A 15,394-nucleotide genomic window follows, 5' to 3' on the forward strand; every position below is an offset into this window, starting at 1 on the left:
GCGTTGATACTTAAATCAGGACTTAATCCATAATCAACAATCATGGTAGGGGTTAACGGCCGTTAACCCTTACAAAATTCTCAATTAACCTAACTTTTTTTGGTAATATTATCTGTTCAAATTGAGCTTTTTTCTGAGCTTAATGTATGTATGATTATCTCAATCAAACATCAAGCTTATAGCCAATACCTCTAACTGTTTTGATCTTTGGAGGATTGTCGTTATTATTCTCTAGCTTTTTGCGTATTTGGCCAATATGCACATCAACAACTCGCTCATCTCCCATGTATTCATAATCCCAGACTTCCTGGATTAAATCAGACCGCTTCCAAGCACGGCCAGGTTTACCTGCTAGGCAGTGTAATATATCAAATTCCAGGGCCGTCAAAGCAATTAATTCTCCATCTACTTTCACCTCTCTACTCTGAGGATCAATTGTCAAGTTTCCTAATTGGATACCCTCAGGTTGTAAGTTGGAAACTAATCTCTGACGCTTTAGTATGGCTCCGACACGAGCGCCTAATTCTACTAAACCAAAAGGTTTTGTGATGTAATCATCTGCACCCTCTTTAAAACCGTGTAATTTACTATCCTCATCTGCAAGACTGGTTAACATTAGCACAAATACGTTTGTATGACTTTGCATTTTTTTGCAAAGTTGAAAGCCTGTTGTATCAGGCAAGTTTACATCTAACACTACTAAGTCTGGTGAAAATTTATTGAATAATTCTAGAGCTGTTTTACCATCTCCAGCAGACTCTACTTGATAGTTTTGTTGACTCAAATACCGATGAATTAAAGTTCGGATGGCTGGGTCGTCATCAACCGCAAGGATTTTTACAGGGGCCATGACATAAATATCAGGATAAACTAAGTACGATATAATTAGATTGCTTTTCTCAATTAAGAATTAGCAATATTCTTCAAACAAAGTGGAAAAGTTATTTTCTTTTCAAACTAAAGTATGGTTTTGATTATTGCTTATAACTAAACCTAAAAGATCAGTTAAAGCTTAAATTAATTTATTTTAGTCATTTATTTAATCTAATCAAGAACTAAAGTTTAAAATTTTTTCTTGAGACAATTTTTTTTAGATATATTTTTGAGAAGTTGAAATTTGATTAATAGTTAGGTATTAACTAACTATGAGCAATAGGACAAGTACAGTACTTATACTCATCACTAATTATACTTACAACTAAACATACCTAAGTTATTATATCATAGCAACACTAACTTACTGAAACTAATTCTTAGTCTGAGTTATCACAACGATCGACTAATTTGTAGATTTCATCCCTCTGCAGCAATAATACTATAACTTATATTTTTTATCTTTTTTATTACAATATACTTAAAATTTTAGGTAACATATCCCTAGGAATCTTGGTAAGAGCTACATTTTGCCCTTGTATTCCATACTTATTGTAAAATGTACGGATAGTCCTAACAATATAATTCACAGTAGTTTCTTTTCCTTGTACTATTTCATTATTAATATTAGTTTGTTGCTCTTCAGTATAAGCCAGTAAGTGATAATCCAAAGCAGATTTTAAATTACTCATTTGACTATCTTTGTCTGATGTAATGTCGGCTTCTATAACTATTTGATAATAAGCAAGTCCAATATTATTATAAGTGGCCAATAAATCAAAAGTAAGCTGATAAGGAGAAAAACGTTGAGCTATAGTAACAGCCTGGGAATAAGCAGCGATCGCTTGATGAAAAAGTTGATTCCGTATTTGAGGTTTTTCAAATTGATTGGCCAAATGCCAATAAGTAGTACCTAAGTTATTTTTTGTCGCAGCACAAGCAAGGGGAGCAATTTCTGGAGTTCGATATTTTAAAGCTTCTAAATAAGCATCAACAGCCTTTAAAATCAAAGTTTCTGATGAGTCTTGTTGAAATTGAGCTAAATTCCAATAAGCTATGCCCAAATTATTTTGAATCATAGCATAGTTGAGAGGTTCAATTTCTGGCGTAAAGTAATCAATAGCTTCACCATAAGCTGAAATTGCCCCTTGCAAATGAGCAACTGCTTGAGTATGTTGAGCCAAATTCCAATAAGCTGCACCTAAATTATTTAAAGTCGAAGCATAATCTTGAGTATGAGTCACTGTATCTAAGTACAAGATTGCTTCTTGATAGGCCATAACTGATTTTTCCCAATTCTTTTCTGCTTCCTGGTAATTAGCTAAATCTCCATAAGCTAGACCTAAGTTTTTTTGTAATCTGGCATAAGTCTCTTCCTGAGATGGGTTAATCTCACCTATAGCCATTTGATATAAAATAATGCTGCGCTCTAAATAAATTAATGAATCAGACTGACTAGATTTGATTTGACGAGATAACATCCAGTAAAGGGTGGCAAGATCGTTAAGAATGTCAAGAACAGGAATTTGGGATGCAGAAAATTGGCTCTTATGTCCTGTATCTTGAAATGTCCAGTCAATTACCATTTCATAAGCACGAATGGCAATAATTAGACTTTGTTCTGAGACTTCCCCTGCTAAGACGCGATCGCGATGAAAGTCCCCTAAAGCTTGATAACCTATGGCTAGCTCTGGGGATGGATATTTGGACTTGTTTAAATCTTGAATCTGTTTGAGAATTTGAAACTGTTGTTTTTCTAGGGATGTTTTTTCTTCACCAGACTTTCTGGAAATTTCTGACCATACTAAATTTGCTAGTTCAGTTAATTCCCACTGTGGCTGTGGTATATTCTCCCTGTCTTGGTTAAGGCCAATGGGAAACTCGGGCAGTTTTTGTGGAGCGGGAGGAAGAAGATGAACTGTCAGATTTTTTGATTCAACATCAATAGCAGTGTAAGACTTTTGTTCTAATGCCATTAATGGTCTTACAGTATTGATAGAAGGTGGGCTAATTTTTGGATATAAGAAAGATTGAGAGTTTTGTTGATTTGGCAATGATGACTTATTTTTTCTAGGAGCTATGGGGGTGGGATCTCCTTCAAATTCAAATATTCCTGTGTGCCAATGCCAAAATTCTGGGGCGGACTGTTTGATAGTATTGAGCCAAGGTCGATTAATCCAAAGTAATATACTGGATTCTAGGGTAGATAGATTTGTTTCTATTTTTTTGAGATTACTAATAAATGACCATTGAACTGTTGAAGGTTGTTTGGTTAAGCTTTCTACTCCAATAATTTGAAATCCTAATATTTGATATTCTTGTGTTTTTTGATATTCAGGATTTTCGGTAAGCCATTGGTTAATTTGAGTTACTGGATTAGGATGATTTAGATTTAAGTTGAGAGTAACAAATAAAATATTTTTATTGTTATTGGGCGTTTTTTCTGTGTAGTCGATGGTACTGGTTAAATCTACTTCTAAGTTTTCAACTAGGTTATTTCTTAGTTGTTGATTATCACATACAGCTATAAAAATTTGGCGACGTAGATTTAATGATAAAGCTTGTTTTAAGCGTTGATAGATTTGCCAGTTCAATTGAGAAATTGTTGTGAACCCAATGTCTATCACAGTTCTAAATATCAGTTATCAGTTATCAGTTATCAGTTATTAGTTATCAGTTATCAGTTATCAGTTATCAGTACTTCTGCCATAAGGAGACTTGACATCAGAAATATTCTCTTTTCTCTTGGTTGATTGGAATATGACGAGGACCTCGCTATCCCTCAACCACTTTTTATCTCCTTAAAAAGGGATACTTTAGACCAGAATCTTTCGGTAAGTTAGGCAGACATGAAAAATAACTAAGTAGGGCTTGCCGATTAAATATCGCGTGCATTTACTGATATTGGCTTTAGCCTTTTTCGGTCTTGAAAAAGTGCAAGGTTTTTGGCTATTGTAGGCTCAAAATGCTAATATTTTTCCCCTGACGATGCCGAAGATTTGGCCGTAGCAGATAGTCTAAACTGTTGCCTGTTCTCCCATCTCCGCGTCCCCGCGTCTCCGTTTCCCCATGTCCTACCCCCGCTAAATAATTATCAAGCCCTAATTACTATTTTAACGCCTACCTACTTAATAAAAAACCAGACTCCTGAAAATTCAAGAACCTGGTTGAGTCATTAAATAATTTATATCTAAAGTTTAAGCAGAAACAGAAAAAGCAACAAATACTAAACTACCTACTAATACAGCTCCTAGAGTTCCTAAAACTAAATAGTTCATTTGTTGTTTTTGATCTGGAGCGTCCGCTTGATACATTTTTGGCTCTGCTGCAAAGTTATTCAGACGTCCACCTTCTTCTGTTGTATATGGCATGATTTAGATCCTTTATTTTTTTTTTATCTTTACTTAGCTTAACATATAATTTGGTGAATATAGGAAATTATTACTAGCTCTGAGCCGAATTAATCCTTCCAGTCAATGGTGAAGAGGCGATCGCATAATCTTTTTTGGGTATTCTTCCTGCTAAATAAGCCAAATGTCCTGCTTCCGTTGCCATTCCCATTGCTTTGGCCATTACTGCTGGATTTTTAGCTAGAGCGATCGCTGAATTAATTAGTAAGGCATCTGCTCCCATTTCCATTGCTTGAGTTGCTTCACTGGGAGTACCAATTCCTGCATCTACAACTACGGGAACCTTAATATTGTCAATGATTATTTTAATATTAGCTGCGTTTTGGATTCCCTGGCCAGAACCTATAGGAGAACCCAGAGGCATAACTGTGACACAACCAGCTTCTTCAAGTCTTTGAGCTAATAGTGGGTCAGCATTAATGTAAGGTAAAACTGCAAAACCCTCTTTTATTAATTGTTCTGCTGCTTGTAGAGTACCGATAGGATCTGGAAGTAAATACTTAGGATCGGGAATAACTTCAAGTTTGACAAAATTATTATCTTCTTGACCTAATAATTTAGCCATTTCTCGTCCCAGTCTAGCAACTCTCACAGCATCTTCAGCCGTTTGACAACCTGCGGTATTTGGCAGCATCCAGATTTTTGTCCAGTCTATAGCTTCTGCCAAACCTTCATGGCCAGGAGCTTGAGTTTGTACCCGTCGTACTGCCACAGTTACTATTTCACATCCACTAGCTTCTATACTGTGCTGCATTTTTTCTATGGTGGGATACTTGCCTGTACCTGTCATGAGACGGGAGCTAAATTTTTTACCTGCGATAATTAGAGGTTGTTCTAGAGTTTGTGTAGTTAGTTTTTCTGCTATTTGCATTGCTGAATTGTGATATTTACAGATATTGTAAGTGGATAATTATTATTATTTTTTCAAAAATTTGAGAGACTATTTGTCAAATAAGTATTAAGAAATTATGGATTGAGATTACATATAATTAAAGTGGGGCAGACATCAAAATTCAAAAGTATTGCTTAGTAAAGCTTTTAGGATTTTGTAACTGATTAATTATTCGTCCTCTTCTACTAGGTATTGAAATAAGCATTCAGCGATCAGCTTTATAGAATTAAAAGTATTGCTGAAAACCCATTACTTAGATAATATAATATTTAAAGCCTATTCAATAAATAGAAAAAATAGAAACAGTCTTTTTTTCGGAATAATTAAATGTTAACTATAGCGTTTCCAAAAGTCGTGAGGTACAGTTATCTTTATGATCTTTATTATTCCCTGTTCCCTATTCCCTATTCCCTCAAACCGAAAATTTTGTACCTCATAAGTGTGGGAATTGCTATATTAATTACTTAACCTACAAAATAATTTATAAATTTTTTTTCTAAAACTCATAGATATGTTTTTGTTCATTAATCTAGATTAACAGCCTTAAAAACAAGGTCTAAATAATATCAAAAAAGCTGAAGATTAATTCGTATAAAAGTGTAAAATAAGGAAAAAGTAGGGAGTAAGCCGGGTTCTGTTCCCTTAACTAAAACCAGCTAAGAGGGCAGTTATCTATCTGGGATGCCTGTTACCAGACACCTCTAGCGGTACACTTGACAACGGAGCTGGAAAAAGACCAACCATTGCCCCTCCGACCTTGCTCCCCGCCGGGGTTTACCGAGCCAGTACCTCACGATACTGCTGGTGCGCTCTTACCGCACCTTTGCACCCTTACCTCAGAAATTTGAATAATATCTCATCTCTAGGGCGGTATTTTTCTGTGGCACTATCCTCACGATCACTCGCACTGGGCGTTATCCAGCAAGCTTGGTCTTTTGGGAGCCCGGACTTTCCTCAGACCCAATAGATTGAGTCCGCAACTGCCTCGCCTACTTTATTCCTATATTTAGAATATATTATCAAATAAATCACCTATTGTTAATTTTTTACTCAGAATTATTTTGATGATAAGTATAGAAAAAATTAATATTTTCCAATTAGCCATCTCCAGAAAATAGGGAGTAGGGAGTTCAGTTATCAGTACCTATGCAATAAGAAGGCAAGAAAATACGGAATTTTCTTTTTTTATCCCCTGAAAATGGGAGGCTTTAGACCACGATTTTTCAGTAAAAGTTTCAGAGTTTTTATATATCCTGAGATTTTTTACAAATAATGTTGCATTGGTATATTATCAAAAATTAATTGCCCAAACAATTTTAAGAAATTATTGGCTGTTAATGTCTCCTAATCTTCTGCTTTGATAGTAGTTGAAAGATTTTTGAACCATCCTCTTCGCCAAAAGAAGTAAATCAAACTAATAGCAGTAGAAAACATTATTACTAAGCAAAGAGGATAACAATAATACCAGTCTAATTCTGGCATATTCCAAGGAGATTCTCCAGGATAAAAATTCATCCCATAAATTGCGGCGATCAAAGTTAATGGAATAAAAATTGATGAAATAACAGTTAATAGCTTCATTACTTCATTCATTTTATTATTGACAGAGGACAAATAAATATCCATTAAATCCGAAGCTAAATCTCTGTAATTTTCTACTATATCTCTGAGTTGAATTGTATGTTCATAACAATCTCTAAAATAAACTAGTACATCAGGATTTATTAAATTATTACCATCTCGAATCAGAATATTAAGTGCTTCTCTTGATGACCAAATAGCTCGACGCAGTGTTAATAATTCTCTCCTCAATTTATATATTTTTTGCATGGTATGACGGTCCGGTTTAAATACTACTTCATCTTCTAATATCTCTATCCGTTCTCCATATTCTTCTAATACAGGAAAAAATCCATCAATAATTGTATCTACTAGAGAGTAAGCTAAATAATCTACTTTTTGTTTCCGAATAATTCCTCGATTATTTTTGATTCTTTCTCGTACAGGTTTTAAACAATCATATTCAGGATTTTCTTGGACTGTGATTAAATGTTTTTCTCCTAAAATAATACTGACTTGCTCTTTGTCAAATGGTTCTGAATCTGATTTTATTCTTACCATCCAGGCAATAATTATGAGTTGATTTTTGTCATGTATAACTTTAGGTCTTTGTGGTACATTAACAATATCTCCAACATTCAGAGGATGTATTTGAAATACTTTTGCCATCTGTTGCCAAGATGTTTGATTTCCCAAACCAAGAACATTAATCCAAGAAACTGATTCTGATTTTAGGTAGGGAACACAAACTTCTGGGTTTATTATTTTTATTCTGTTGGCTATATTTTCTGTATAATCTATCAGAGCCATTTCTGGGGGTAGAGCATCAGGTTCTAAATCCAGAGTTCCGGGTAAATCTTCTGGATCGTCATAATAATAGTCAACATGAGATTCTTCTTCCTCTGAAGGTAATTCATGAGAATTAGGGTGTACATTGATTGAATTTGCCATAATTTAAAAACTATAAGTACTACTTCTAAAAATTTTAAACTTGATAAATAGGGCTTGCTGAATAAATATAAAAGTCTTTATAGATAAAGGTCAATGCCTTTTTAGAACGTGAAAAAGTACCTAATTTTCGCCTTATAAGGCTCAAAAAGTTGGTATTTTGGCGTATAGTTGTGCAGAGTTGGAAAAGGATAATTTTTCATCCTACCTCCTCTACAACTCGCTCCAAATCTTGAGTTTTAGCTACTCCCTACTCCCTACTCCCTGCTTTAGCAAAAAGACTTTTTCAGCAAACCCTAAATAAAGTCAGATAAAGTGAGTTCCTTTTAACTTTACTTTTTTGGTAAAAGCTGTTGAAATATAGCAATATGATTTTAGTTACGAGATATTAGAGACCTTTGTTTTAAGGAATAGGGAATAAGAAAAAAAACTAATATATAAGGATAAGATAACTGCTATAGCAATCCTATTTTATTCGTATCAAAAATCTTACTACTTTTTAGGGAATAGTGGTCAGACCCCGGGTCGCCGTCAGCTCGCTTGCGGAATGCTGACCAAGAGAGAGAACAGGGAACAGGTAAGAGTTTCAGTTTTTTTATCTACTTTTTAATTTGTCGCAACTTATTCAGGATTGCTATATATTCTATATTTCAAAGGAAAACATCAATTCTCACATCTAATTAATTCTTGATTGCTACATTTTTTAAAATTGATGTTATATCATGTCTACTTCATTAGTGGTCAAAAACTTTCTTTTTCTTGTCTTTAATTTTGACAATTAGAAAACTTAAAAAATTTATATTTGCCTCAATAATAATTATGAAAACAAAAAATATTCTATTTTTAAGTAATGGTCACGGAGAAGATACACATAATTGTCAAATTATTAAAGCTTTTACAAAAATTTGCTCAGATACAACTATATCAGCTATGCCTATTGTTGGTGCTGGTAATAGCTATAAAAATTTAGGAGTACCAATTATTAGCCCTACAGCAAATATGCCATCAGGGGGTTTTTTTTATTTGAACCCTTTATTATTATTTAAAGACTTGGGGCAGGGATTAATTAGTTTAACTTGGCGACAGTTACAAATAGTTCGGCAATTTACGAAAAACTGTGATTTAGTTATGGCTACTGGAGATATTGTAGTTGCAGCGATCGCTTACTGGACAAAAATGCCTTATGTGGTGTTTCTTTCGGCTGATTCTAGTTATTATGAAGGTCGAATTAATTTGGGTTTAATATTGCCAAAATTATTGAATAATTCTAGATGTTTAAAAGTTTTTGTTAGAGATGTTTTGACTGCAAAGGATTTAAAGCGACAAGGAATAAAAAAGGCAGAATTTGTCGGTACGCCTGTGATGGATAATTTAATTTCTACAGGAAAAGATTTACAGCTAAAACCTGGATTATTTACTATTGGTATTTTACCTGGCTCTCGTTTACCGGAGGCTGGTAGAAATTTATCTTTGCTACTTAAATTGGTCAGAGAAATTGTCAAAGTTATGGGAGAAAATGTTTGTCAGTTTCGGGTAGCTGCTGTTCCTATTTTAATATCTGAATTAGAAGCTTTTACACAGTATTCCGCAGGAGACACTATTTTAGAAAATTGGCAATATCAAGCAGGTAAATTGACGTTTTTAACTGAGAAATATTCAATAGAAGTAATTTGTTATGAGGACGCTTTTGCCGATATTTTACAACAATCAAATTTGGTAATTGGGATGGCGGGAACTGCAATTGAACAAGCAGTAGGATTAGGAAAACCTGTAATTACTATTCCCGGTAAAGGTCCTTCATTTACTTATAGGTTTGCAGAAGCTCAAACTCGACTTTTAGGTTGTTCAGTACAGGTTATTGGTAAAGAGCCAGCTAGTAGTTTTATTCTGCAAGAAGCAGCTCAAAAAGTAAAAGAAACTTTGGCAGATAAGAAGTATTTAGAAGTTTGTATTCGTAATGGTATGGAAAGAATGGGCAGACCTGGTGGTAGTGAGAAAATAGCCGATTATTTAATTCAATATTTGAGTAGAGAATAGGAAAAAAAAATCCCCTTGAAGAAGGAAGAAGAAAGAAGAAAGAAGGAAGAAGAAAAAAAGGAAAAAATGGATGTGGACTCAAACTCCAACCAATTGTAAAAACTGTGTAGACAGCGGGGTATTATACGAATTTGAAAAAAGAATATTAGGAATAATAAGTGTGATAGAACTCCCTTCCGCTGACGCGACCGAAAGATTTTGCAAGAAATGTCTCTCTGATAAAAAAGAGAATTTATGACCTAAAAAATTCTATTGAAGCTATTCATTCTGGTTAAGTGACTCGGTGACTCCTAAGAAATACCCTAGCTATTTGTAGCAAACATTTATCACGCTTGGTATTAAACCCAAAATAAAAAGATAATTAGGGTTTGCGTATGGAAAGTCTTTGTTGCTTTTTGTAGGGAGTAGGGAGTAGACAGTAGGCAGTAGTTAAGATGTAAAATAAATGGGAATCACAGAGTTAGCAGCCTAAACAATAGTCAGAGTGATTTTTCGGCTTTTACTTCTTTTTTTTACTTAAGCTTCTTCTAACCTTATACTTTGTTCAGATATAATTTGCCTAAAACCCATATCAGTCAATGCTTTGGTATTTAATCAGCAATCCCTAATTAAAATTAGGATATTTCAGGAAAATTTTATAGAAAAACAGAATTATTTTACTTTGCTCTGAGTTACTTTGATTAAATTTTTACTACTTAGTAAAAAGAATATAGATAGTCACACAATAGACATATCTAATCATAAGAAATTAAATTAATTATTGCACATAAATTATCAATTATTTCCTCCTAATCCTTACTCCTTGCTCCCTCTTTTCTGGAGATGTTTAATAATAATAGATTAAAGTTTAATTCCTATTTCAATTGAGACTGCCGACTATTTTGATTTGATCGGGCAATTTTTCAATTAAATCAATCCTCTACTTCATCATCGTTATCTATAAATTTTATTCCATTATTTATCTTCATATAGATCGGTTATATCATTATCACTATTTGTCGATTATATAGGATTTATAATAGAACTTCCATTCATAAAAAAACTGAATCGCCAAACGTATAATTTTCTCTAACTTTAGATCTTTAGCAGCTATTATATAATCTAAAAGACCACTATCGATATTATCAAAAATTTTAGGAATTAAAATTTCCTGAGACTCATACATATTTATGTGTTGCTTTGAAATAGCTTCTATCGTTGTTTCACAATCACCACTACTGATAATATTGGCAATAATATCTTCTGTATTGCGCTCCCAAACAACCCCCCAAAAACCATCATTACAGTCAGCATCACCTACATTACAAACCATCCGTAGTGGCAAAAATTCTCCATCCATTCCTACAATATCAAAATCGAACCAGTCGTATCTTCCTGTATCATAGTCTGGATTGTCTTCTTCTGTTTCGGCATCAAACAAATGATGGTCGGGGATATTAGGACAGTCAAAGTACATCGCTGTACTGCAACAACCTAAAATATTAACTATACGAACAGGCATAAACATTTCGTTTTCATTAAATATCCCTTTTTCGTTGAAAGCAACCTTCAACAACTTTGGCATTTCTTCGCTAAAATTGCCCTTGATAGGAGATAGCTTTTTTATACATTTAGGCCACATAATTATTCCTGATATTTAAGAGTAATCTTTACCTAATTATATATTTTATTTGAAATTTTAGTCAACTTGAAGAATTAAGTTGGGTTTATACTTTAAGTTAGCAGTTAAAAGGCAAACTAGACTCTATTTTTAAGCTGTTCAATATAGGCGATCGCTCGAAAATTAGCTAATGATTTTACTCTGTAAGAAGCAGCTCAAAAAATAAAAAAAAACTTCAAACACAAGATTTTCTCTCTTCTTCTTTCTTCTTTCTTCCCTATTCCTTCCTTCTTCCTTCTTCCCTATTCCTTCCTTCTTCCCTATTCCTTCCTTCTTCCCTCTTCCTTCTTCCTTCTTTTAAAAACGACAAATTGATTCAGGTTGGAGGGGGCAAATTTTAGCAACTGGGTTATTTCGTAAATTCAGTACATCTAATTTAATTAAAGTTGAAAGAGAATTAATATCTGTAATCCTGTTACGACTTAAATCCAGAAAACTAAGATTTGTCAAAGTTGATAAAGAATCAATTTTTTGAATTTGATTGAAAACCAGAATTAGAATTTTCAGATTTTTTAAACTAGAAAGGTTGGAAACTTCAGCAATGTAATTATCGCTCAGATTAAGATAAGTTAGATTAGTGAGGTTAGAAAGAGAAGAAATGTCACTAATTTGATTGCGATACAAATACAAATTAGTGAGGTTAGTTAAATTAGATAAGGGCGAAATTTTTCTAAGCTGATTATCGTTAAGATATAGATGAGTTAAATTGGTTAAATTCGCTAGAGGCTTGAGATTTATAACGCGATTAACTCCAAGATTTAGTTCAGTTAATGTTGTCAACTTGGATAGAGAAGATACATTTTCAATTTGATTAAAAATTAGACTCAGATTAGTTAACTTAGTTAAATTAGATAGAGGAGATATATTTTTGATTCTATTATCATTGAGTTCAAGTTTGGTTAAGTTAGTTAATTTAGACAAGTCAGAAATATCTTCAATTTTATTACTATCAAGAAATAAATGAGTTAACTTAGGAAGGTTAGATAAAGGGGATAATTCTTGAATTTGATTAGCATTTAGGGATAGTTTTGTGATATTTTTCAGGCTGGATACAGGAGCGAGATTTACAATATAATTATTATTAAGAGAGAGGGCAGAAAGACTAGAAAGTTTTTTGTTTGCTTCAATACAGTCATTAGTTCTGGCTTTTTGCAAGAGAGTTTTAACTGTATATTGAGAAGTGGGAGAAATATTTGTTTGATTTAAACACCATTCTGTAAAGGTAGAAAAATTTTCTGGCGAGGTAGAGTTAGCCCTTAAATAAGGTTGCATCAGCAGTATTCCTACCCAAATAGAAATTACCAAAAAGATTACTTTGAGTCTTTTCATTGTGCCTTCTACTCCAAAATTTTATTAATATTAAAGTAATTATAATCAATGCTATGTGTTGAAAAAACTGTTAAGACATAGCATTTATCTTAAAATCTTGGCAGAATAACTATTCCATACAGCGCTTTTCATATTGATGACCTCACGTCACAATCAAAACTCTATAGAACCCCTAAACGGATCTATTAAGCATCTCCTCCACCCATAGACAGTAGGGAGTAAGGAGTAGGGAGTTAGGGGGAAAGAATTGATGAATAACAGTGCAATAATTGATTTTATTTTTGATTGTTGGAGATATCTATCTATAGTAATTAAATATCAATATCCTCACTTCTTGGCCTAAAAACCCAAAATTAGCAAAGATACGGTTAGAGCTTCTATAGGGACATTCTATGTAGTCTAACTAACCGAAATGAAAACCGCTGTAAGGTATGGCAACCCCTAGGTTGGTGTTTGACAATTAGTGCGAGCATCTTGCTCGCGTTATAAATCATCATAATTAGCATCTTGTTTTCCATTAGTGAAATCAGATAAATTTTTCACAGATAGCGATCGCCACGATACACCAATACTAATACCTTCGCGATCGAACGCTTGTTTGACTCGCAAACTAAATTAATGTCCCAATACTCACTGTTTGGCATTGTTGAGGGGCTGGATTAATATTAAGTGGGGTGGGTATCCTGTCTGTGGTTAAAATATCAGGAATGGGCAAGATGCCTATTCCACAAAACTTTTAAAACTAGGAATTACGCAAAATCTCAAATCATACACCATCTGTAGAGGATAACTGCTGTTTACTATACTATATCTAGTAGTTATGCGTAGGTTCTGAAAATCTGTAATTTGGAAAATTGTACTAGATTGCTTAACAAAATTCAACTAAAATGTAAAATTTGTTACAGAATTCAACATACCAGTATTGAGATGATATAGTCTTACTTTCTCTAGTAATCATCAATGAACAACTTCGCTTCTTTTGTATTACCAGCCATTTTAGGAATAATCACTGGAGTAGGTCATGGAATCATTTCCCATAAAGCAGACCTTCCAATCTCTTTAACTGAGCAAGTTGCATTGCCTCTACAAATTAGTCAGTTCCCAGAACCTTAAAGATAAATTTTTATTAAAAGTATCTGTTAATACAAAAATATCTGAGATAATGAAAAAGTAAGGAATTGAGGAGACTTAAATTCTATGAAATCTCAATACTCTCAGCACTTAGATAATATATCTGGTTTAGATCGAGTTGTAGTAACATTCTTGGTGGCTTTTTCCATGTTCATTGTTAGTTATAGTGCAACCCGTGTTTATCTAACTCAATCCTCTGAACAAAACTCTCAAGTTGAATCTAATATTATTCCCCATCCAGCTTCTTTATGGAGCAATCTGGGTCAATAATTTATTCCATCGAAGCGGAGATAATCTTTGATTTTCAACACTCATAAACAAGTTATTTTTCTGAATATAATTTTATATAAGCTGTAACTTTTCACTGTCAAAATGTTACAGCTTATATTAGTTTTAGATTTGATTTAACTGAAAACTCACTCATACCATTTCTGAATAGTAATGGTATATTTGCTTGCCTATCTTTCCATTTCCCATCACCAAGATATATAGTAAACTTTCTGATATTTGGTATCAGAGATGATTTTTAACTTTTGACTTGGGAGTAGTGCTTGATTTTAATGACATCCGAAATTCATCAGGATTCTTTCCAACAAGGCGTCTGAAGAACTTAATAAAATTAGTCGTCTCTTCAAATCCTAAAGAACATCCCACCTCTTTCACAGTTGCTTTGCTAAAAAGCAATCTGCGTTGTGCTTCAACTGCAACCCGCTCATTCGTAATTGTCTTAGGAGATTTTCCAACGGTTGCCATGCATATGCGATAAAGTGTTCTATCTGTACAATTTATCTGAGCAGCATACCATTTCACATTTCGACAAAACTCAAACGATCGCTCCAGCAAATCAACAAATTCTAGAAACCTCGGATCTATAAGCTTGCCCTGGTGATGTTTTCCAGATTCCACAGCAGCCTGAAATGCGAAAGCTATCACAGACCACAGTAGATATTGAGCAGCGGGTTGCGAAAGCTGAATAGATTTCATTGTTTGATGAATGTCCAATAGTTCGATGTGTTGTTTAAGAATTTGGGCTTGGCAAGGCTTAAGAGATGTGACTGATGGCCAAATGTATTGCATGGTAGACCAAGATAAGAAACTCGAAATACTGGTTGGCATTCCTAATAAATTGCTAGGCAAGGCAGCAGGTAAAAACACTACCATTAAACCATTTAATTTCTGAGAATGACCAAAATGGTGTATCTGATTGGCACAAACATGAATTAATGTCCCGGTCTTGACAGAGTAATCAATAAAATCAACACCATGGATTCCCTGCCCTTCTGTAAACAAAATCAAAGCATGAAAGTTAATGCGGTGAGCTTGTCGAGGATCGTGGTCAGTAGGAATCCCTCGCCGATTAAAATCCGCCAATCTTAGAACTTCAAATCGACTTTTAATTGTAGGCGACCATTCGACGTTTGGAAGAGACCATGGTTTGCTGTCCATTTTTAACCCTAAATATTACTGATATTGACTATTTTTTATATTGGCTGACCAGTATATAGTATTCACTGCATACTAATTTAACAGTTGTTGTCTAATGATATGTCCGAT

The 15,394-nt window shown here is 33.8% G+C and carries 12 protein-coding genes and 1 other RNA gene; 3 read left to right on the forward strand and 10 right to left on the reverse strand.

Annotated elements, in window-relative coordinates; translation table 11 throughout:
- Positions 1-163: 163 nt before the first annotated feature.
- The 6 genes from AC3DU7_RS00280 to corA form a co-directional block, all read right to left on the reverse strand.
- Entirely contained in the window at positions 164-850 is a 687-nt protein-coding gene (locus AC3DU7_RS00280; protein ID WP_488037370.1) for a response regulator transcription factor, read from the reverse strand.
- A gap of 493 nt (positions 851-1,343) precedes the next feature.
- On the reverse strand, positions 1,344-3,467 hold the full coding sequence (locus tag AC3DU7_RS00285) for a tetratricopeptide repeat protein (RefSeq protein WP_488037371.1): 2,124 nt from the start codon (positions 3,465-3,467) through the stop codon (positions 1,344-1,346).
- A gap of 603 nt (positions 3,468-4,070) precedes the next feature.
- The gene (gene psb34, locus AC3DU7_RS00290; protein ID WP_124145780.1) at positions 4,071-4,244 is read right to left on the reverse strand and encodes a photosystem II assembly protein Psb34; all 174 of its coding nucleotides are present in this window, start codon (positions 4,242-4,244) and stop codon (positions 4,071-4,073) included.
- Positions 4,245-4,317: 73 nt separating this feature from the next.
- Positions 4,318-5,154 (reverse strand): thiazole synthase, encoded by an 837-nt coding sequence (locus tag AC3DU7_RS00295; RefSeq protein ID WP_488037372.1) that lies wholly within the window; start codon positions 5,152-5,154, stop codon positions 4,318-4,320.
- 629 nt (positions 5,155-5,783) lie between these two features.
- Positions 5,784-6,171, reverse strand: an RNA gene (gene rnpB / locus AC3DU7_RS00300) — RNase P RNA component class A.
- Between the two features lie 348 nt (positions 6,172-6,519).
- Positions 6,520-7,686, reverse strand: a complete 1,167-nt coding sequence (gene corA, locus AC3DU7_RS00305) for a magnesium/cobalt transporter CorA (protein ID WP_488037373.1) — start codon at positions 7,684-7,686, stop codon at positions 6,520-6,522.
- Between the two features lie 816 nt (positions 7,687-8,502).
- Between corA and AC3DU7_RS00310 the strand changes: the two genes are divergently transcribed.
- Positions 8,503-9,720: a lipid-A-disaccharide synthase-related protein gene (locus AC3DU7_RS00310; RefSeq protein WP_488037374.1), complete on the forward strand. Its 1,218-nt coding sequence runs from the start codon at positions 8,503-8,505 to the stop codon at positions 9,718-9,720.
- Between the two features lie 991 nt (positions 9,721-10,711).
- On the opposite strand, the gene AC3DU7_RS00315 is transcribed toward AC3DU7_RS00310, so the two are convergent.
- From AC3DU7_RS00315 to AC3DU7_RS00325, 3 genes are all read right to left on the reverse strand, one after another.
- The gene (locus AC3DU7_RS00315; protein WP_488037375.1) at positions 10,712-11,341 is read right to left on the reverse strand and encodes a hypothetical protein; all 630 of its coding nucleotides are present in this window, start codon (positions 11,339-11,341) and stop codon (positions 10,712-10,714) included.
- Between the two features lie 336 nt (positions 11,342-11,677).
- Positions 11,678-12,709 (reverse strand): leucine-rich repeat domain-containing protein, encoded by a 1,032-nt coding sequence (locus AC3DU7_RS00320; RefSeq protein ID WP_488037376.1) that lies wholly within the window; start codon positions 12,707-12,709, stop codon positions 11,678-11,680.
- A 483-nt stretch (positions 12,710-13,192) separates the two neighbouring features.
- Entirely contained in the window at positions 13,193-13,318 is a 126-nt protein-coding gene (locus AC3DU7_RS00325) for a hypothetical protein (protein WP_488037377.1), read from the reverse strand.
- A gap of 351 nt (positions 13,319-13,669) precedes the next feature.
- On the opposite strand from AC3DU7_RS00325, the gene AC3DU7_RS00330 reads away from it, so the two are divergent.
- Positions 13,670-13,822 carry a hypothetical protein gene (locus AC3DU7_RS00330; RefSeq protein ID WP_488037378.1) on the forward strand — a complete coding sequence of 51 codons (153 nt, stop codon included), beginning with the start codon at positions 13,670-13,672 and terminating at the stop codon, positions 13,820-13,822.
- A gap of 84 nt (positions 13,823-13,906) precedes the next feature.
- Positions 13,907-14,110 carry a hypothetical protein gene (locus AC3DU7_RS00335; protein ID WP_488037379.1) on the forward strand — a complete coding sequence of 68 codons (204 nt, stop codon included), beginning with the start codon at positions 13,907-13,909 and terminating at the stop codon, positions 14,108-14,110.
- A gap of 243 nt (positions 14,111-14,353) precedes the next feature.
- Here the strand turns inward: AC3DU7_RS00335 and AC3DU7_RS00340 are convergent, their stop codons facing one another.
- Positions 14,354-15,286, reverse strand: a complete 933-nt coding sequence (locus tag AC3DU7_RS00340) for an AraC family transcriptional regulator (RefSeq protein ID WP_488037380.1) — start codon at positions 15,284-15,286, stop codon at positions 14,354-14,356.
- Positions 15,287-15,394 lie beyond the last annotated feature (108 nt).

The sequence above is a fragment of the Okeania sp. genome (assembly GCF_983059655.1).

Excerpts from the sequence above, each read along its gene's own strand:
- AC3DU7_RS00280 (WP_488037370.1), bottom strand. The coding sequence starts at position 850 with ATGGCCCCTGTAAAAATCCTTGCGGTTGATGACGACCCAGCCATCCGA.
- psb34 (WP_124145780.1), bottom strand. The coding sequence starts at position 4,244 with ATGCCATATACAACAGAAGAAGGTGGACGTCTGAATAACTTTGCAGCA.
- AC3DU7_RS00295 (WP_488037372.1), bottom strand. The coding sequence starts at position 5,154 with ATGCAAATAGCAGAAAAACTAACTACACAAACTCTAGAACAACCTCTA.
- corA (WP_488037373.1), bottom strand. The coding sequence starts at position 7,686 with ATGGCAAATTCAATCAATGTACACCCTAATTCTCATGAATTACCTTCA.
- AC3DU7_RS00310 (WP_488037374.1), top strand. The coding sequence starts at position 8,503 with ATGAAAACAAAAAATATTCTATTTTTAAGTAATGGTCACGGAGAAGAT.
- AC3DU7_RS00315 (WP_488037375.1), bottom strand. The coding sequence starts at position 11,341 with ATGTGGCCTAAATGTATAAAAAAGCTATCTCCTATCAAGGGCAATTTT.
- AC3DU7_RS00320 (WP_488037376.1), bottom strand. The coding sequence starts at position 12,709 with ATGAAAAGACTCAAAGTAATCTTTTTGGTAATTTCTATTTGGGTAGGA.
- AC3DU7_RS00330 (WP_488037378.1), top strand. The coding sequence starts at position 13,670 with ATGAACAACTTCGCTTCTTTTGTATTACCAGCCATTTTAGGAATAATC.
- AC3DU7_RS00335 (WP_488037379.1), top strand. The coding sequence starts at position 13,907 with ATGAAATCTCAATACTCTCAGCACTTAGATAATATATCTGGTTTAGAT.
- AC3DU7_RS00340 (WP_488037380.1), bottom strand. The coding sequence starts at position 15,286 with ATGGACAGCAAACCATGGTCTCTTCCAAACGTCGAATGGTCGCCTACA.